An 18757-nucleotide genomic window follows, 5' to 3' on the forward strand; every position below is an offset into this window, starting at 1 on the left:
ATCCGGCCGGGTCTCAGACCTGCCGCAACCGCCGATCTCAGGCGGAGACGCGGCTGCGGAGGGCTGCCGGGTCGTGCAGGCGGGTGACGCTGGCCCCCGGCGTCTCGGCCTCGCCGGTCACGGTGAAGGCGTCGATCAGGGCGGAAAGCTCGCCCGCGTCATTGGCCAGCCCATGGCAGGCGGCGGTCGCCTGTTCCACCATGGCGGCATTCTGCTGGGTGGTGCGGTCCATCTGGTTGACGGCCGTATTGATCTCACCCAGCGTGATTGATTGCTCCTGGGCGCTAGCCGCGATTTCCGAGACGGCGGTGTCGATCTCGCCCACCTGGGCGATAATGCGGTCCAGTGCCTGGCCGGTCTGGCCGACGAAATTCACCCCCGCCGAGACCTGCTGCGTGGAGGTGGAGATCAGCGCTTTGATTTCCTTCGCGGCATCGGCCGAGCGTTGCGCCAAGGCGCGGACTTCCTGTGCCACGACGGCGAAGCCGCGCCCGGCATCGCCCGCGCGGGCGGCCTCCACCCCGGCATTCAGCGCCAGAAGATTGGTTTGGAAGGCGATTTCGTCGATCACGCCGATGATCTGGCTGATCTTGTTGGAAGAGGCCTCGATCCCGTCCATGGATTTCACGGCCTCGCGCACGATGCCACCGGATTTCTCGGCATCGACCTTGGCGCCGCTGACGACAGCACGGGCGTGGCGGGCGCCTTCGGCGGCTTTGCGGACCGTCGCGGTCAACTGATCCAGCGCGGCGGCGGTTTCTTCCAGGCTGGCCGCCTGCTGTTCGGTACGGCGCGACAGGTCATTGGTGGAGGTGCGGATTTCCTCCGTCGTATGGCGGACGGAGAGCGCGTTCTGCCCGACCTGCCCCATGGTCCGCTGCAAGGCCGCCAGCGCGCTGTTGAGGTCGATGCGCAGCTGATCCAGCTCCGGTGACAGGGGTTTATCCAGCTGCTGGTTGAGCACGCCGCGGGCGAGGGCGTTCAGCGCGTCGCCGATGCGGCGGACGCTTTCCATGCGCGGCGTGATGTCGGAGCAGAATTTCACAACCTTGACGACAGCGCCGGTCTCGTCGCGGATGGGGTTATAGGCGCCATGAATCCAGATGGTTCGGCCGCCTTTGCCGAAGCGCTTGAAATCACCCGACTGGAACTGGCCGGTTCGCAGCGCCTTCCAGAAATCCTGGTAATGCGCGGTTTCGGCTTCGGCCGGCCCGACGAAAAGGCTGTGATGGCGGCCGACCAGCTCGTCCAGCGTATAGCCCATGGTCTTGAGGAAATTCTCATTGGCACTGCGGATAATGCCATCCGGCGAAAACGCGATGATGGCTTGGCCGCGCGAAAAGGCGTCGAGCTGCGCGGCATAGTCGATGTTGATCTGGCGCATCGCCGCATCCGCCCAGGTGATGCTGAAACCTGAAACGCGCGTGCCGGCGGCGACGGGCGCGATTGTCAGATCGACCGTCAGTGGACCGATGGCGATCGACGTGACCAGGGGTTTGGCCAGCGCGGACAGATTGGCCGTCTGGCCTTTCAGAAACAGGTCGAGATGGCTGCCGATGACGGTCTCGACCGTGAATTGCGGATTGTCCTTCCGCAACTCGGCTTCTGCGTCTTTCAGAAAGCTGCGCAGGGACTGGTTGATATAGGTGATGGTCAGCCGGGCATCGGCCAGCATGACATGCATCGGCCATTGATCGAGCGCCGCTAGCCGCGCCGCTTTTTCGCTCCGTCCGAACCAACCGAATGGCATCGCGTCCCCATAGATTCAGGCCTGATCGGGGACGCTACAGGGCAGGGAGTTAAGCGCGGATGAATGACGCGGGCGATACTGCCCGTGTCATTCATTCTTTGCCGGAAAGGGTCAGCCGCCGTTACGGCTGCTGGCGCCGTTGCAGCAAAAACTCGCGACCGAGCTTCACGCGGGCTTCGCCGTCATAGGCGATGATATCGGCGGTCGCGTAGGTCTCATGCCAATGGTCCGGAATGAAACTGCCGGTGCCGACGACGTCGATCGGCGCATGGGCGTCGGCCATGACGCGGCATTTATCGACGCCGAAGCCGGAGGAGGCGACGATCTTCACCTTATCGAACCCGGCCTCGTCCAGCGCCTCGCGCATCCGCCAGATTGCGGCTGCCGACACGCCGGTGCCGACCAGATGGCGCAACTCGGCGTCCGACCGGTAGCGGCGGATGGCGCCGGGGCTGCGGCGCTCCAGCACGGCATAGCTCTCGGCCGGGTCCAGCCCTTCCAGAAAACGGCCGCCATGGGTGTCGAGCCGGACGGACATCTTTCCTGCCGCCGCAAGCCCCGCAAAGCGGCGGCAGACGGCCAGACCGTCGGTGATCTCGCGGCCGAAGTAATCGACCAGCACGGTCAGGTTATCGTCCGGGAATGTCTCATGATACATCTCGGCCGCGCGGACGGTGGAGCCGGCATAGCCGATCAGGGCATGGGGCATGGTGCCCAGGCCACGCGTCGCGCCAAAGAAATGCGCGGTCGCATCATTGGCATTGCCGACGAAGCCTTTCGCGCCCTCACGCTGCGCCGCGCGGCTGCCGACAGCCGCGCCATAGGCCATCATCGACTGCATTTCGGTGCCCGCGCAATGCCGCGCTTCCATGGCCAGGAAGGTGACATGGGGCAGGCCGATACACATCTGATAGGCGTGATGGGCGGCGACGCAGACCGAACCCAGCTTCTGCAACAGCAGCGTCTCAAGGTCGCTCAGGTGAACGTAGCTGCCGGTGATATAGAGCAGCGGCTCGCCGGCGCCGACCCATTCGCCTTCCTCATGCAGAATCTCGAACTGGAAGGTGGTGTCGCGGGCGACGGCCACCTCTTCCAGCCAGTCCAGCATCAGCTTCGGGGCCGAGATCACCGGCCGCCGGAGAAAGACCGCGTATGTCACGGTCTTGTCCCCAAAGCGGCTGACGATGGCCTTGGTCTTGTTGAAATAAGTATCGGTATAGGCAGCGATCGTTTCCGCCTGCACCAGATCCTGAGCCGAGAGCGTATCCATCCCGTGTCGCCTTTTTTCTTGTTATTCGGCGGCGACGGCAGCGGCGGAGGGAAGGCGTCGCGCCTTCAGCTCCTCCGCCACCAGGAAGGCGAGTTCCAGCGACTGTTCAGCATTCAGCCTCGGGTCGCAGAAGGACTCGTAACGCCGGCCCAGATCAGCCTCCGTCAGGCGATGGGCACCGCCCACGCATTCCGTCACGTCCTGCCCGGTCATCTCGACATGAATGCCGCCCGGCCAAGTGCCTTCCGCCGCATGGGCTTCGAAGAAGCCGCGCACTTCGCCCAGAATGGCGTCGAAACGGCGGGTCTTGCGGCCATGGCTTGTGGAGATGGTGTTGCCGTGCATCGGGTCGCAGAGCCAGACGACATTGGCCCCGGATTCCTTCACGGCGCGCAGCAGGCGGGGGAATTTGCTTTCCAGCTTTTCCACGCCCATGCGGCTGATCAGGGTCAGGCGGCCGGCCTCGTTGGTCGGGTTCAGCGTCTCGATCAGGCGCAGGAGATCCTCGGGCTCGGTAGACGGACCCACCTTGAGGCCGATCGGGTTCTTGATGCCGCGCATGAATTCCACATGCGCGCCGTCCAGCTGCCGGGTGCGGTCACCGATCCAGACGAAATGCGCCGAACAGGCATAGGTATCGCCGGTCGTGGAATCGACGCGGGCCAGCGCTTCCTCATAGGGCAGCAGCAGCGCCTCATGGCTCGTATAGAATTCCGTCTCCCGGATCTGGGGCGCGGTTTCCGCCGTCATGCCGCACGCGCGCATGAAGTTCAGCGTCTCGTCGATCCGCGCCGCCAGATCCTGGTAGCGGGCGCCGAGCGGACTGCGTTCGACGAAGCCGAGATTCCAGCGATGGACGCTGTGCAGATCGGCATAGCCGCCGGTCGCGAAAGCGCGCAGCAGGTTCAGCGTGCCGGCTGATTGGAAATAGCCGGTCTCCATGCGGGCCGGATCAGGGATGCGGGATTCCGGCGTGAAGGCCGGCCCGTTGATGATATCGCCGCGATAGCTGGGCAGCGTCTCATCGCCCACGGTTTCCATCTCGGCGCTGCGCGGCTTGGCATATTGCCCGGCCATGCGGCCCATCTTCACCACGGGTACGCTGCTGCCGAAGGTCAGCACAACCGCCATCTGCAACAATACGCGGAACGTGTCGCGAATCACATTGGCGGTGAAATCGTCATAGCTTTCGGCGCAATCGCCGCCCTGCAGCACGAAGGCGCGGCCGGCCGCGACTTCCGCAAGGGAGGCCTTCAGCCGCCGGGCCTCGCCCGCAAAGACCAGAGGAGGGTATCGCCGCAGGCGCCCTTCGACGGCAGCCAGGCGTTCGACATCCGGATAGGCAGGGATCTGCCGCACCGGCTTGTTGCGCCAGCTCGCCGGGGTCCACAGATCGGCGGTCCCGTTTTCGAGAGGACGGTTATTGCCCGTCTGGCTCATCGGTCTCTTCCTCGTATGGGCGGCGCCCGGTTTCCTGTGCTTGGGCGTCGCGCTCTGGTCTTGTGCCGGGCGTCAGCTGGCCTGGCACGGCCGGCGGTTATCGGCTGAAAACGTGCGAAAAGCTACTCGCCGGTATCTGCGGCGCCCGCAACGCGGGTCCGCGTGCGCATCGTTACGAATTCTTCCGCCGCCGTCGGGTGAATGCCGATGGTGCGGTCAAAATCCTGCTTCGTCGCGCCCATGCGCACGGCGATGCCAAGCCCCTGCATGATCTCGGCCGCGTCCTCGCCCAGCATATGCGCGCCCAGCACCTTCTGGGTTTTCTGGTCGACGACGAGCTTCAGCAGCGCCTTCCGGCCGGCCCGCTTGGTGAGCGTGTGGCGCATCGGCGTGAAGCGGCTGACATAGATATCCATTGGCCCTTGTTTCGCGGCCTCTTCCTCGGTCAGGCCCACGGTCGCCAGCGGCGGGTCGGAGAAGACGGCCGTCGGCACATTCTCCAGGCTCGCCTCGCGCGGAAGGCCGCCGAAGAGCGTATCCGCCAGAGCATGGCCTTCGGCGATGGCGACCGGGGTCAGGTTGAGGCGGTCGGTCACGTCGCCGATGGCGTAGATATGCCCGACATTGGTGCGGCTGCCATTATCGACGGCGACCGCACCGGCCGCATTCAGGGCGACGCCGGACGCCGCGAGGTTGAGCCCGTTGAGGTTCGGCACGCGGCCGGTGGTCAGCACGATGAAATCGGCCTCGATCTCGGCGCCATCCGACAAGGTGACGTGGCGGCCCTGGCCGTCCGCGCCCGAAGCGCGGATATGCGTGGGCGAGACGCCGGGATGCAGATGAATGCTGCCGGCCGCCATCGCTTCGGCCAGCGCTTCGCGCAGATCCTGGTCGAAGCCGCGCAGCGGCCAGGGCTGGCGATAGACCAGATGCACCTCTGACCCGAGACCCGCGAAAATACCGGCGAATTCGACTGCGCTATAGCCGCCGCCGACGATCACCAGCCGCTGCGGCCGCTTCGGCAGGTAGAAGAGGTCGTCGGTAATGCCGGCCAGATCGGCGCCGGGAATATCGGCCTTATGCGGCGTGCTGCCGGTCGCGATGACGATATTGGCCGCCGTCACGTGCTCGCCGCCGACGTCCAGCGTATGCGGGTCGATGAAGGTGGCATGGGCGTCGAAGGTCTTTGCCCCGGCCTTCCCCAGCATCGCGGCATAGATGCCCTGAAGCCGGTCGATCTCACGGTCCTTGGCGGCGATGAAGGCCGTCCAGTCATGCGCGCCCTTCTGGATGTCCCAGCCAAATCCGCGCGAGTCCTCGGCCCAATTGCCGTATTCGGCGGCCTGCACCATCAGCTTCTTGGGTACGCAGCCGACATTGACGCAGGTGCCGCCCCAAAAGCGTTCCTCGGCGACGCCTACCCGGGCGCCGTGCCCGGCCGAGATGCGGGACAGGCGCGTGCCGCCGGAACCGCCGCCAATGACGAAAAGATCGAAATCGTAGGGCAAGGGTAGGCTCCCGCTTACGTGAGGTTGCCTCTCACATAGGGCGGCAGCAGGGTGCAATCAAACGCGGGCTGTCATGCGTGGTGGAAAGAACGGATTGGGGAAAATTAAACTCTCCGTCACAGATAATTGACAGGTTTGGAGAAGGATTTTACTCTTTGCCCATGTTCAATTCTCGACATCACGCATGAGCGGGCAGGGCGACCCTTCGGGCGAGCGCTGGATGCGGCTTGGTCTTGGCACGCTCTCGGTTGCCATCGGCCTGGCGGCCTGGCAGGCGCTTGGCAGCTTCCATCTCATTCCGTCAGGCTTGCTGGCCAGTCCTGAAGAGGTTTGGGCGGCGCTGATCGACATTTCGCGCCATGGCTATCGCGGCACCAGCCTGGGCCAGGATATCGGCGCCACCCTGTTTCGCGCTTTGGCGGGTTTCGTCATTGCGACCGTCATTGGCGTGCCGCTGGGGCTATGGATGGGCATGAGTCGGCTGACGGCGGCGGCGGCCGATTGGCTGGTGCAATTCCTGCGGCCTCTGCCGCCGCTCTCCTTCCTCGTGCTGCTGACGCTGTGGCTTGGCACCGGCGATCTTGCCAAGGTCGGGCTTCTGGCGCTGACGGCCTTTCCCATCATCACCAGCGCCACCTATGCCGCTGTCGGTTCCGTGCCGCAGCAGAAAATCCTGGCCGCCCAGTCGCTGGGCGCCAGTTCGGGCCAGATCTTCCGCCATGTCCTTTTGCCGGCAGCCCTGCCGATGATCTCCACCGGCCTGCGCATCGCGCTCGCCGCCGCGTTCTCCACCGTCGTCGCCGCCGAATTGATGGCCGGCAGCGACGGGCTGGGCTGGATGATCTTTTCGGCCAGCCAGTTCCTGCGCAATGACATCATCCTGCTCGGCATCATTCTGCTGGGCCTGCTCGGCATGGGGCTGAACAGCCTGCTGCTGGGGCTGGATCGTGGCCTGATCCATTGGCGGGGGCGGGATTGATGTCGTTTCTTCGCCGCCGGCCCTGGATCGTCACGCTGGCCAGCATCGCCACGGTGATCGCCGCCTGGGCGATCGCGACCTATACCGGCGCGGTGTCCGACCTGCTGTTGCCGACGCCGGATGAACTGTGGGACGGCGCCGCCGATCTCGTGCTCAACGGCTACAAAGGCTACAGCCTCGGCGCGCATATCGGCCTCAGCCTGTTGCGCGTGGGCCTGGGCTTTGGCCTCGGCACCATCATCGGCACGCTGCTCGGCCTCGGCATGGGCGTCTCGCGCAAGCTCGACGCGCTGGCCGCGCCCTATATCGAATTCCTGCGTCCCTTGCCGCAGCTCGCCTATCTCGTTCTGCTCATCATCTGGTTCGGCATCGGCGAGACGCCCAAGATCGTGCTTCTGTTTCTGGCGGCCCTGCCGGTCTCGGCGGTCGCGGCCCGCGACGGCGTGCGGCAGGTGTCGCCCCAGCGTATTCTGGCGGCCCGTTCCCTCGGCGCCAGCCCGTGGCAGATCTTCTGCCATGTCGTGCTGCCTTCGGCGCTGGGCGAGATCTTCATCGGTGCGCGCCTCTCTATCGGCATTGTCTATGCAACGCTGATCGCGGCGGAAATGATCGCGGGCTCCAGCGGCATCGGCTGGCTCATTCTCGATGCCGGGCGCTTCCTGCGCAGCGACTACGTGATTGCCGGCATCCTCATCATCGCGGCCATGGGCATCGCTCTGGATCGCGGATTGCTTTTTGCCCAGCGCCGCATCGTGCACTGGGCAGGAAAATAAAAACGAAACCTATGACCAATCATCAGGAGAGACGCATGAGTGACATTTCCGGCCTTGGCCGCCGCAAGCTCCTCGCGGGTGCCGCCGGCCTCGGCCTTGCCGCCAGCCTGCCCATCCTCCGCGCCCGCGCGGCGGACGCGCCGACCATCAACATCGCTTATTTCGTGGAGACGAAGCCGACCGCCATCGCCAAGGCGAAGGGCTGGTTCGAGCAGGAATCCGGCGCAAAGATCAACTGGATCGAAGTCGGCAGCGGCGCCCAGATCAACGCCGGCGTCGTCGGCGGCAGCATCGATATCGGCATCGGCATCGGCTCCTCGCCTTCCGCTTCGGGCATCAGCCAGGGCATTCCGTATAAGGTCATCGGCCTGCTCGACAATATCGGCCCGGCCGAGGAACTGACGGTGCGTGCGTCCGCCCATATCAAGACCCCGGCGGATTTCAAGGGCAAGAAGATCGCCACACCCTTCGGCTCCACCTCGCATTTCCGCCTCATCGGCTTTCTGAAGACCAATAACCTCTCGCTCAGCGACGTGACGGTGCTGGACCTGCCGCCCGATCAGATCGTGGCCGCCTGGAAGCGCGGCGATATCGACGGCGCCTATGTCTGGAGCCCGGCCAAGGCCGAAATCCTGGCCGATGGCGGCGAGGTCTATGAGACCTATAAGGAGCTGGACGAGAAGGGCTATGTGATCGCGGATCTGATCGTCGCGCGCAATGCTTTCGCCACCGCCCATTCCGATGCGGTCGTCGGCATTCTGAAGGCCTATGGCAAGGCGCTGACCTATTGGCAGACCAATCCCGATGATGCAGCCGCCATCGTCGGCCAGGCGACGGGCGTCACCGCCGCCGTCGCGGCGGCCAATATGAAGGAATATGACTTCGTGCCGCAGAAGGAACAGCTCACCGCCGCCTGGCTGGGCACGCCCGGCCATCCCGGTGCCTTCGCCGAGCAGCTGCATCACACGGCGGAATTCCTCGTCGGCCAGAAGAGCATCCGCCGCGCGCTGAAACTGCCGGCCTATCAGAAGGGCATCGACACCAGCTACCTGGAAAAGGCCGTTGCCTGATCACCTCGTGATACCTGCTGTCTCTGGTGAAGCCGCCCCCCTCGCGGGGGCGGCTTCCGATTTCGTCCGCTTCGATCAGGTCTCCGTCACCTATGGGGCAGGAACGCCCCAGGCGACTCTGGCCCTGACGCCGACCGATCTCGGCTTCGCGCGGGGGGATTTCGTCTGCATCGTCGGCCCGTCCGGCTGCGGCAAGACAACGCTGATGCAGACGCTCGCTGGGTTCCTGAAGCCTACAGGCGGCGCCGTCAGTGTTGGCGACGTGCCAGTGACGGGGCCTGGTCCGGATCGCGGGGTTGTCTTCCAGCATGCGGCGCTGTTTCCCTGGAAGACGGTCGCCGGCAATGCCGGTTTCGGTCCCGCCATGCGCGGCCTGCCGCGCGCCGAGCGCCGCGCCCGCGTGGAATACTGGCTCAATTCCGTCGGCCTATGGGAATTCCGCAACCGCTATCCCTATCAGCTTTCGGGGGGGATGCAGCAAAGGCTGGCTATTGCGCGCGCGCTCGCCAACGAGCCCGATATCCTGCTGATGGATGAACCGTTTGGTGCTTTGGATGCACTGACGCGGGAGAAGATGCAGGAAGAGTTGCACGCTGTCTGGAAGCGACGCGGCATGACGGTACTGTTCATCACCCATAGTGTCGATGAGGCGGTCTATCTCGGCACCGAAGTTGTTGTCATGTCGCAACGACCTGGGTGCATCCTGCAACGAATACCCGCGCCCTTCGCCCGCCTGGCAGGGGAGCGCGATATTCGCCGTATCAAGGCTGGAAGTGATTTTGTGTCACTTCGGGAACGTGTTTTGTCCTTGATTTGGGGAGAGGGCGGCGGCTGACAGCCCCGCCGGCACCCTGCCGTGCCATGATCGAGCATGGGTCGAAACGACACGATCCGGTCATGGTTGCGTTTGAAAACGCACGATCTGTCCTCTTGGTTGATCTCGCCCATCAAAAAACCATTGACGTGTCGATAAGGATGCGGAAGAAGCCTAGCGCCCGGTCGTGCTGGCTTCCGATTCGCTTTGTCTTTCCTAAAAGAGTCTTAAGCCGATTTTTTGACACCCATAGAGGTTTTGATGTCGAAAGCGTTTCTTGCCCAGGTCATTCAAGAATCAGCCGATACCACGGGCGTTGCCGCCAATCGCGCGGCGACCGATGTGATGCAGGCCATCATCCGTGAATTGAAGAAGAACGGACGCTTCACTTTGCCGAGCTTCGGCACCTTCATCGTTCGCAAGACCAAGGCGCGCAAGGGTCTGAACCCCCGCACGGGCGAAGCGATCAAGGTGAAGGCCGGCAAGACCGTGCGCTTCAAGGCTTCCCCTTCCCTCAAAAAGGTCGTCTAATCCAGTCTTCTGTATGGCTATGGATTAGCGCTTGTGACGACGAGACCGGCCTTCGATCGGATTTGGACTGGTGGCCGGCTGGCCAGCATGGCGATGGATCGTCCCGGTCTCGGTGTCATAGAAGACGGCGTCATTGCCAGCCGTGACGGCCGGATCGCCTTTGTCGGCGCGGCGGCCGATCTGCCGGCCGGGGCCGATGCTGTCGAAACCATTGCCCTTGATGGCCGCTGGGTGACGCCCGGCCTCGTCGATTGCCACACTCATATCGTCTATGCCGATAACCGCGCCGCCGAATGGGAAATGCGCCTGGATGGCGCGGCCTATGAGGCGATTGCCCGCGCTGGGGGCGGCATCGTCTCCTCCGTCCGGTCGGTCCGCGCAACCTCGGAAGACGCCCTTGTCACCCAGGCGCTGGGCCGGGTCGATCGGCTGATCGCGGAAGGCGTCACCACCCTCGAATCGAAATCCGGCTACGGGCTTGATCTGGCGCAGGAGATGAAGCTGCTGCGGGCCGGCCGCACCATCGCCGAAAAGCGCCGCCTGCGCGCGCTCACCAGTTTCCTCGGCGCCCATGCCTTGCCGCCGGAAGCGGAAGGCGACCGCGACGCCTATATGGATCTCGTCTGCACGACCATGCTGCCGGCGGTGGCCGAGGCGGGGCTGGCGGACGCCGTCGATGCCTTCTGCGAAAGCATTGCCTTTTCCCCCGATCAGGTCGCGCGCCTGTTCACCGCCGCCCAGGCGCTGGGCCTGCCCGTGAAGCTGCATGCCGATCAATTGACCAATGGCGGCGGCGCGGCGCTCGCGGCCCGGTTCGGCGCGCTATCGGCCGATCACCTTGAATATACCGATGATGCCGGGGCTGCCGCCATGGCGGCGGCCGGCACCGTCGCCGTGCTGCTGCCCGGCGCCTATTATGTATTGCGGGAAAAGAAGGCGCCGGATGTCGCGGCCTTTCGCCGCCATGGCGTGCCGATCGCGGTCTCGACCGATTGCAACCCCGGCACCTCGCCGCTGACCTCGCTGCTGCTGACCATGCATATGGCCGCGACCCTGTTCGGCCTGACGGTGCATGAGGCGCTGCTGGGCACGACGCGCGAAGCCGCCCGTGCGCTCGGCAAATTCGACGATATCGGATCGCTGGAAACCGGCAAGGCTTGCGACCTCGCCATCTGGTCGGTCGGCCATCCCGCCGAGATTTTTCACAATCTCGGGTCCAACCCGCTTCACAGCCGCGTTTTTGCCGGCGAGCCGGGCTGATCAGCGCCTCTTATCGCGGCGGCTCTCATCCAGCGGCGGGTCATCACTGACCTCGGGGCCGCCGCGCACCTCGCTTTCCGGACCTATTTTCCGCGCGGGGTGCTGTTTATTGAGCGTCTCGGGCTTTACGCCGCTGATGTCATCGGCTGTGCTGGGAATGGGCAGGTCGTCCGGCGGCATGATGGGCTCCTTTAGCCAGGAATCCTCACATGGGGTGGCGTGGCGTGAGAAGAAAGGCGAGCATGGTCTTGCGGCCAAGCGGTTTTCCTCTCACGGATGTTCCGCTGACGGATGACATTCTGGTAAGACAGTCTGATTGGTATCGGGAGCGGCGGTAGAGCGGGCATGGACAGCGAACACGAAATTGCCTGGATCGGCTCCGCACGCGCGATTGTCGAGCCCGAGGACACCACTCAGCCGGTGCTCGATCTGATCAACGGCGCCCATACGACGATCTGCCTGAAGATGTTCACCTTCACGGCCGATGATATCGCCGAGGCGCTTATTGCGGCGCAGCAGCGCGGCGTATTGGTTCGCATCATGCTCAACCCCGCCCGCTCGTCGGGCAGCCGCGCCAATGACGATATGAAGGCGCGCCTGCAAAAAGGCGGCATCACGGTCGCCTGGAGCAGCCCGGCCTTCGCCGTGACGCATGAAAAATCCATGGTCGTCGACAGCCGGGTGGCGCTGATCGCCACCTTCAATTTCGGCGTCAAGTATTTCACCACCACGCGCGACTACGGCATCGTGACCACGGATGCCGAGGTCATCGCCGAAATGGAATCCTGTTTCGAGGCTGACTGGTCCCGCAAGCAATTCGTGCAGCAGGACCGCAGCGCGCTGATCTGGAGCAATCGCGGCTCGCGCGCGCTGATGTGCCATTTCATCGATATGGCCGAACACACGCTGGATGTGCAGCATCCGAAATTCGTCGATGCCGTGGTGCTGGACCGGATTATTCAGGCCAATGAGCGCGGCGTGCGCGTGCGCGTGCTGTGCGGCGGCAAGCACGGCATCAGCACCTGGGACGTGCTGGACACTTTCGCGTCCCTGCGGCTGATGAAGCTGCACGGCGTCAAGATCCGCAAGCAGAAGGGCCTGCGCCTGCATGCCAAGCTGCTTCTGGCCGATGACAAGCATGCCATTGTCGGCTCGATGAATATCGACCGCAGCGCTTTCGACCTGCGCCGCGAGTTAGGGTGTTTCATCAACGATCTGAACGCCGTGGAGCGTCTGTCCCAGACCTTCTCCGATGACTGGCACGAGGCCAAGCGCTACGATCCGCCGGATCCGCTGACCGTCGAGCTGATCGAGGAAGATGACCATCCGCATGACTCCGAACTCGTCCACGAATGACGTGGCGGACTCTCCGGGGCCTGTAACGACGGATAATGTGGCGGCGGCGCCGGAAGCGGAAGCGCCGCCCATCCGCGCCACGGCCTGGGATATTGCCCGCACCTTTAACGAGATTTCGCTCTCGAGTTTCGGCGGCGGCTTGTCCGCCTGGTCGCGGGAAATGGTGGTCGCGCGCCGCAAATGGATGAATGACGCCGAGTTTCTGAGCGCGATGACGATTTGCCGCATCCTGCCAGGTGCCAATCAGGTCAATCTCGCGGTCTTCGTCGGTACCAAGCTGAACGGCTTGCGCGGGGCAGGGGCGGCCTTGGCGGGGCTGATCGCCATGCCGACGCTGCTGCTGGTGGGCATCGCCGCACTCTATGCCGCCTTCCAGCATTCCCATGTCGTGCAGCATGTGCTGGACGGTTTCGCCGCCGCCGCCGTCGCCATGACCTTGCAGATGGTCTGGAAGACAGGTCGCACGACGCTGACCTCCATCGTGCCCATCATCCTGTTTGCCCTGACCTTCGCGCTGAACGGCATTCTGCGCTGGCCTTTGTGGTGGACTCTGGCCGTGACGGCGCCCTTGGGTATCGGCTGGGCCTGGCGGCGAGCGCATCGCAAGGCCGCGGTCAAATCTGCCGGAGCCGCATCATGACCCTCATGCTCGCCCTTCAGCTTTGCTCGGTCTTCGGCATCACCTCGCTGCTTGCCTTCGGCGGCGGCAATGCCGTCATTCCGCAATTCGAGCAGCAGACGGTCAGCGTCTATCACTGGCTGACGGCGCAGCAATTCACCGATTCCTTTGCCATCGCGCAGGCCGCGCCGGGGCCGAGCACGCTGATCGTCAGCCTGCTCGGCTATCGCGCCGGCGGCATCTGGGGCGCGCTGATCGCGACCGCCGCCATGGTGGTACCGACCGGGCTGATCGTTTACGGGTTGGCCAAGGTCTGGGACCGTGGCCATGGCGACAAGCCTTTTCGCCATGCGCTTCAGGACGGTCTGGCGCCGATCACCGTGGGGCTGATCCTGGCCGGCGGTGTTGTCGTCGCGCGCCAGGCCGAGAGCCATTGGCTGCAAGTGGCCATGACGGTCGTCGCAACGATTGTTTTATGTGCCACCAAGATCAACCCGCTCATCGTCGCCGTCTGCTGCGGTTTCGCGGGTTATCTTCTTGGCGCGTGAGACTTTAGGGTCTGTTTAAAGTGACGTGATTCCCGCGAAAGCGGGAATCTTCTTTGCTTCAAGCAAGGACAAGGAAATGCCCGCTTTCGCGGGCATGACGGTTAAGAGCGATTAAGTAAAAAGTCAGAGTTGCAGAGTTGCTTTAACTACGCACCACCACGTGAATCTGGCCTTGGCGTTCCCGCACGTTGATCGCCACTTCATCGCCCATGCGCTGAATGCGCACCGTGACGCGGGCATCGCCGATGCGGATATTGTGCAAAATCATCTCATCCAGAAAGCTCGGCAGTTTCGGCGTGTTGAAGATGACGGCGCGAGCAGCGGGGTCGATCGACAGGCCGAGTGAGGCCTGTAGCAAGGCGGGCAGGGCCGCTGCCGCCCAGGCCTGGGGCGAGCAGGCGACCGGATAGAAGGTCGGCCCCTGGTTGCGGCGGCGGGCGAAGCCGCAGAACAGTTCCGGCAGCCGGCGCATGTCGATATTCAGCGCCGCATCGAACTGGCCTTCGAAGATCTTTGCGACAGCATCGGTATGGCCGTAGCGGGCCAGACCCATGGCGATCAGGGCATTGTCATGCGGCCAGACCGAGCCATTGTGATAGCCCATCGGGTTATAGCGGGCCTCGCCGCTGGCGACCGTTCTGATGCCCCAGCCCGAAAAGAAATCATGGCCCATGAAGCCCTCGGCCATCCGCGCCGCACGGTCGGGCGCGATCATGCCGGTCATCATCAGATGGCCTGGGTTGGAGGTGCGGATGCGGCAGGGCTTCTTGTCGCCATCAAGGGCGATGGCATAGGTGCCGATTTCCTCGCACCAGAATTTGTCTTCGAAGGCGATGCGCAGCGCCTCCGCCTTCTCGTCATGCAAGGCCGCGACCGCCGTATGGCCCAGCGCCTGGCCGATCACCGCCATGGCGCGGTGGGCCGCAAAGACATAGCCCTGCACTTCACACAGGGCGATCGGCCCTTCCGCCAAGTCGCCATTGGCATGGAAGACGCTGTCATAGCTGTCTTTCCAGCCCTGGTTTTGCAGTCCTGATCCGGTGGCGCGGTAATATTCCACGAAACCGTCGCCGTCGCGGTCGCCGTATTGGGCGACCCAGGTCATCGCCGCTTGCAGATGCGGCCACAGCTTTTGCAGGCTATGCGCGTCATGCGTGCGTTCGTAATAGGCGCCGGCCAGCATGACGAATAGCGGTGTGCTATCAACGCTTCCGTAATAGCGGTGGAAAGGCACTTCGCCCAGTTCCGCCATCTCGCCGTTGCGCATTTCATGCACGATCTTGCCGGGCTCGGAATCCGCCGCCGCACTGGTCTCGGTCGCCTGAACCTCGGCCAGGAAGGCGAGCACGCCGCGCGCGATGGACGGGTCCAGCCACAGCGCCTGATAGGCGGTGATCAGCGCGTCGCGGCCGAAGGCGGCGGTGAACCAGGGAATGCCGGCATAGGGGTAAAGCCCGGTCGGCTTTTCGGTGATCAGCATATAAAGATCGGCAATCGCCCGGCGGATGGCTTCGTTGAACAGCTCGTTCGAGCTTTCCATGGCCGCCGCGCGGGCAGAGCGCGTGCGCATCCAGCGGCGTGATTCGACTAGGCTCATCAGATAATGCGTGCGCAGGTCACGCGTGCCGGCGGCGGGCGTGTCGTTGCAGTCGATTTCGACATAGATCAGCGCCTGCTGTCCGGGCTGTATTTCCATGTCGAATGTCGCGCGGCCGCCGTCCAGCGCGGTCGGTGTCGGGGAAAAGCGCAGCCGGGTGCTGCGGCGCTTCTCGTCCAGCCCGACATAGCCAAGGGTCACGCTTGTCTCATCCACGTCCGGCGCCTGCTTGGTCCCGCGCCGCGCGCGGGGCGTGCCGCGCACCTCGAACAGATCGGCGAAATCCGAATCGAAGGCGAATTCCAGCCGGATCAGCTGCGGCTCATGCGCGAAGCTGCGGATCTGGATGCGTTCGAACAGCGTTGCGTTGATCATGAAACGTACGCGGCGGACATGCACCATGCTGTGATCCAGCACGACCTTTCCGTCGCGGGTCAGGTCCGGGTTGGCGAGGTCGCAGATCAGCGCGGTATTGTCTTCCCGCAGCGTGGAGCTCAATAAAACCGGACGGCCGCCGCCGATGGTCAGGTCGAAGACCGACAGATGGCGGGTGTCGCGGTTGTAAAGTCCCTCGGTGCCGCCGTCATAGGGCAGGCTATTGCCCGAAAGATCGAAGATGCCGAACATGTCGCCGTTCTTCAGCGTCCGGTATTGCCGCTCCTGGAGCGACAGCGTCGCCCCGACAGCATAGGGCGGCTCGACCTGATCGGCTTTTGGATGGACGGCAGCGCTCACGGTCATCAACTCCTTCAGGGCCGGCTTAGCTAAAGAACAGAGTTTTCAATGGATTAATGGCTATCACGTTTGAGGGCAGGCTGCGATAGGCCGGGTCGGCAGACCGACAGCAGTACGCCCCGCAGCCAGCGATGCGCGGGGTCGGCGTCCATCCGGGGATGCCACATCTGGGAGATCGTGATGCTTGCGGTCGCCACCGGCAAATCGAAAACTGCGACAAGAGCGTCTTTTTGCGCCGAAACGAAGGACTGCGTCACCAGCCCGACCAGATCGGAGGTCGCGACCATAGCCAGCGCGGCCGGAAAGCCCGGCACCATGGCGACGACCCGCCGCGTGAGGCCGAGCGCGGTCAGCGCATCGTCCACCGGTCCGCGCAGGCGCCCGCGCCGCGAAGTCACCACATGGTCACAGCCAGCGTAGCGTTCCGGGGTCATCGGGGACGATGTCAGCGCATGGCCGCGCCGGACGATACCGACGAAGCGATCCTCGAACAGAGCTTGAAGCCGGATTTCAGGCCCCGATTCGCCCAGCACCCCGATTTCCAGATCGATCGCTCCTTCGCGCAGGGGATGAAAATCCTTATCGGGCTTGGGCGCGAAGCGCAGGCAGACGCCCGGTGCCTGACGCAGGATGGCAGCCAGCAGCGCGCCGCCGAAAGCGTCCACGAAGCCTTCATTCGCGCGCAGCGTGAAGGTGCGTTCCAACGCAGTCAGGTCCAGAACACCGCTCGCCGGGCTCAGCACGGAATGGGCCTCGCGCGCCAGATCGCCCGCGCGGGCGGCCAGGGCAGCGGCATGGGGCGTCGGCACCAGACCACGACCGGCCCGCACCAGCAGAGGGTCGCCGGTCGCGGCGCGCAGACGGGCCAGCGTCCGGCTCATGGCCGAGCCGCTCAGCCCCAGGCGGCGCGCGGCGCCGGCAACGCTGCCTTCCGTCAGCAGCGCATCCAGCGCGGTCAGCAGGTTGAGGTCGGCGTCGGCCATGGCGCAGTTCTATCACAGGTCTCCATGTCGATGCAGGTGTCATGGCGTCTGACGCAGCTATTCACTGCATCCCCTGCGCCTTCCGCCTTACCCGGCCATCTCTATCCTCTCCGTAAGAATGAAAGTGGAGAGTTTCATGCCCAATCCCTCACAAGCGGAGATGGCCGAGGACGGAATGCCGGCGCCCCAGCGGCATTACGTGCTGGCGGCGGTCATGGCCGCTGTCGTGCTCGTCGTGCTGGACGGCGCCATTGCCACCATCGCGCTGCCGACCCTGTCCACGCGCCTGCATGTGGCGCCGGCGGCCTCCATCTGGGTCGTCACCGGCTATCAGATGGCGCTGGTCATGACGCTGCTGCCGGCTGCAGCCCTGGGTGAAAGCCGGGGCTATCGCCGCGTTTTCATCGGCGGTGTGGCGCTCTTCACGGCGGCCTCGCTGTTCTGCGCGCTGTCGCCGTCACTGCCGGTCCTGGTTCTGGCCCGCTTCGTCCAGGGCATCGGCGGATCGGGCATCATGGCGCTGGGCGTGGCGCTGCTGCGCTTCTCCACGCCGCAGCATCGCCTGGGCGCCGTCCTGGGCTGGAACGCGCTGCTCATCGCGCTATCGGCGGCGGCCGGCCCCATGGTGGGGGCCGCGATCCTGTCGGTTTCTTCCTGGCCCTGGCTCTTTGCCGTCAACCTGCCCGTGGGCGCGGTGGTGCTGCTGGCATCCCGCTTCCTGCCGCAGATCAAAGGCACGGGGCGCAAGATCGACCGCATCAGCGTGCTGCTGAATGCCGGCACTTTCGCGCCTCTGGTCGTCGGCGCCGATCAGCTGGCAACGCGGCCTGTGCTCGGCGGCGCGCTGCTGGCCATCGCGGCCGTCAGCCTCATGACGCTGGTCCGGCGAGAAATGCCGCAGGCAGCACCGCTGATCCCGCTGGATCTGCTGCGTAACCGCGCCTTCCGAATGTCGGTCGTCGCCTCGGTCTGCTGCTTCGCGGGCCAGATGGCGGGCATCGTCGGGCTGCCCTTCTATTTGCAGCACGGTCTGGGGCAGAGCGCGCTGATGACGGGATTGTATATGACGCCCTGGCCGCTGATGACGGCGGTGGCGGGGCCGCTGTCCGGCCGTCTGGCCGATCGCGTGTCGTCCGCCTGGTTGTGCGCAGCGGGGGCCGGCTGCCTGGCGCTGGGCCTGTTTCTGGCCGCCGTCTGGCCGCTGCGTGGCGATCCGCTGCCACTGATCGCCTGCACCATGCTGTGCGGCCTTGGCTTCGGGTTTTTCCAGACGCCGAATAACCGCAACATGCTGTTGTCGGCGCCACGGGCGCGCAGCGGGGCGGCGGGCGGCATGCAGGGCACCGCCCGGCTGACCGGCCAGACCATGGGCGCCGTCATCATCAGCCTGCTGCTGGCCTCGGCCGGTACGGGTGTCGCGCCACGGCTGGGTCTCGCGGTCGGCGCTGGTCTCGCCGTGCTGGCCGGGATTGTCAGCGTGCGCCGCAGCCGTGCGGCCCGCAGGTAACCGATGACGTGGTGCCT

17 protein-coding genes are annotated in these 18757 nt (G+C 64.6%); 10 read left to right on the plus strand and 7 right to left on the minus strand.

Going from position 1 to position 18757, the window contains the following annotated elements:
* Positions 1-37: 37 nt before the first annotated feature.
* The 4 genes from ASILVAE211_RS26280 to gorA all read right to left on the minus strand — a co-directional run bounded on the left by ASILVAE211_RS26280 (position 38) and on the right by gorA (position 5968).
* Positions 38-1750, minus strand: a complete 1713-nt coding sequence (locus ASILVAE211_RS26280) for a methyl-accepting chemotaxis protein (protein ID WP_319799526.1) — start codon at positions 1748-1750, stop codon at positions 38-40.
* A gap of 121 nt (positions 1751-1871) precedes the next feature.
* Complete coding sequence (locus ASILVAE211_RS03100; protein ID WP_227319807.1) at positions 1872-3020, minus strand: nicotinate phosphoribosyltransferase; 1149 nt, start codon at positions 3018-3020, stop codon at positions 1872-1874.
* A 21-nt stretch (positions 3021-3041) separates the two neighbouring features.
* Positions 3042-4460: a class II 3-deoxy-7-phosphoheptulonate synthase gene (locus ASILVAE211_RS03105; protein ID WP_227319808.1), complete on the minus strand. Its 1419-nt coding sequence runs from the start codon at positions 4458-4460 to the stop codon at positions 3042-3044.
* Positions 4461-4582: 122 nt separating this feature from the next.
* Positions 4583-5968 carry a glutathione-disulfide reductase gene (gorA, locus tag ASILVAE211_RS03110; RefSeq protein WP_227319809.1) on the minus strand — a complete coding sequence of 462 codons (1386 nt, stop codon included), beginning with the start codon at positions 5966-5968 and terminating at the stop codon, positions 4583-4585.
* Positions 5969-6152: 184 nt separating this feature from the next.
* Here gorA and ASILVAE211_RS03115 point away from each other — a divergent pair, with 184 nt between their 5' ends.
* The 6 genes from ASILVAE211_RS03115 (at position 6153) to hutI (ending at position 11395) form a co-directional block, all read left to right on the plus strand.
* Positions 6153-6947: an ABC transporter permease gene (locus ASILVAE211_RS03115; RefSeq protein WP_227319810.1), complete on the plus strand. Its 795-nt coding sequence runs from the start codon at positions 6153-6155 to the stop codon at positions 6945-6947.
* Positions 6947-7720 carry an ABC transporter permease gene (locus ASILVAE211_RS03120; protein WP_227319811.1) on the plus strand — a complete coding sequence of 258 codons (774 nt, stop codon included), beginning with the start codon at positions 6947-6949 and terminating at the stop codon, positions 7718-7720. Before ASILVAE211_RS03115 ends, ASILVAE211_RS03120 begins: the two co-directional genes overlap by 1 nt.
* 35 nt (positions 7721-7755) lie before the next feature.
* On the plus strand, positions 7756-8790 hold the full coding sequence (locus ASILVAE211_RS03125; protein ID WP_227319812.1) for a taurine ABC transporter substrate-binding protein: 1035 nt from the start codon (positions 7756-7758) through the stop codon (positions 8788-8790).
* The gene (locus ASILVAE211_RS03130) at positions 8783-9625 is read left to right on the plus strand and encodes an ABC transporter ATP-binding protein (RefSeq protein ID WP_227319813.1); all 843 of its coding nucleotides are present in this window, start codon (positions 8783-8785) and stop codon (positions 9623-9625) included. The genes ASILVAE211_RS03125 and ASILVAE211_RS03130 overlap by 8 nt, the downstream gene beginning before the upstream one ends.
* 240 nt (positions 9626-9865) lie before the next feature.
* Complete coding sequence (locus ASILVAE211_RS03135) at positions 9866-10135, plus strand: HU family DNA-binding protein (protein WP_227319814.1); 270 nt, start codon at positions 9866-9868, stop codon at positions 10133-10135.
* A gap of 33 nt (positions 10136-10168) precedes the next feature.
* Complete coding sequence (gene hutI, locus ASILVAE211_RS03140) at positions 10169-11395, plus strand: imidazolonepropionase (protein WP_456304480.1); 1227 nt, start codon at positions 10169-10171, stop codon at positions 11393-11395.
* Here hutI and ASILVAE211_RS03145 read toward each other — a convergent pair whose 3' ends face one another.
* On the minus strand, positions 11396-11575 hold the full coding sequence (locus tag ASILVAE211_RS03145; protein WP_227319815.1) for a hypothetical protein: 180 nt from the start codon (positions 11573-11575) through the stop codon (positions 11396-11398).
* A gap of 165 nt (positions 11576-11740) precedes the next feature.
* Between ASILVAE211_RS03145 and ASILVAE211_RS03150 the strand changes: the two genes are divergently transcribed.
* The 3 genes from ASILVAE211_RS03150 to ASILVAE211_RS03160 are packed head-to-tail and all read left to right on the plus strand — an operon-like array spanning position 11741 to position 13918.
* A complete protein-coding gene (locus ASILVAE211_RS03150; RefSeq protein WP_227319816.1) occupies positions 11741-12751 on the plus strand; it encodes a phospholipase D-like domain-containing protein in 1011 nt (336 codons plus the stop codon).
* The gene (locus ASILVAE211_RS03155; protein WP_227319817.1) at positions 12726-13391 is read left to right on the plus strand and encodes a chromate transporter; all 666 of its coding nucleotides are present in this window, start codon (positions 12726-12728) and stop codon (positions 13389-13391) included. Before ASILVAE211_RS03150 ends, ASILVAE211_RS03155 begins: the two co-directional genes overlap by 26 nt.
* The gene (locus ASILVAE211_RS03160; RefSeq protein WP_227319818.1) at positions 13388-13918 is read left to right on the plus strand and encodes a chromate transporter; all 531 of its coding nucleotides are present in this window, start codon (positions 13388-13390) and stop codon (positions 13916-13918) included. The genes ASILVAE211_RS03155 and ASILVAE211_RS03160 overlap by 4 nt, the downstream gene beginning before the upstream one ends.
* A 142-nt stretch (positions 13919-14060) precedes the next feature.
* Here the strand turns inward: ASILVAE211_RS03160 and ASILVAE211_RS03165 are convergent, their stop codons facing one another.
* Together ASILVAE211_RS03165 and ASILVAE211_RS03170 are read right to left on the minus strand one after the other, a co-directional pair.
* The gene (locus tag ASILVAE211_RS03165; RefSeq protein WP_264478642.1) at positions 14061-16256 is read right to left on the minus strand and encodes an amylo-alpha-1,6-glucosidase; all 2196 of its coding nucleotides are present in this window, start codon (positions 16254-16256) and stop codon (positions 14061-14063) included.
* 47 nt (positions 16257-16303) lie between these two features.
* Positions 16304-17233 (minus strand): LysR family transcriptional regulator, encoded by a 930-nt coding sequence (locus ASILVAE211_RS03170; protein ID WP_227319820.1) that lies wholly within the window; start codon positions 17231-17233, stop codon positions 16304-16306.
* 136 nt (positions 17234-17369) lie between these two features.
* On the opposite strand from ASILVAE211_RS03170, the gene ASILVAE211_RS03175 reads away from it, so the two are divergent.
* Positions 17370-18740, plus strand: coding sequence for an MFS transporter (locus ASILVAE211_RS03175; RefSeq protein ID WP_227319821.1), 1371 nt, complete (start codon positions 17370-17372; stop codon positions 18738-18740).
* Positions 18741-18757 lie beyond the last annotated feature (17 nt).

Origin of the sequence: Acidisoma silvae (assembly GCF_020618775.1) — a bacterium.
Classification (GTDB): Bacteria; Pseudomonadota; Alphaproteobacteria; order Acetobacterales; family Acetobacteraceae; genus Acidisoma; species Acidisoma silvae.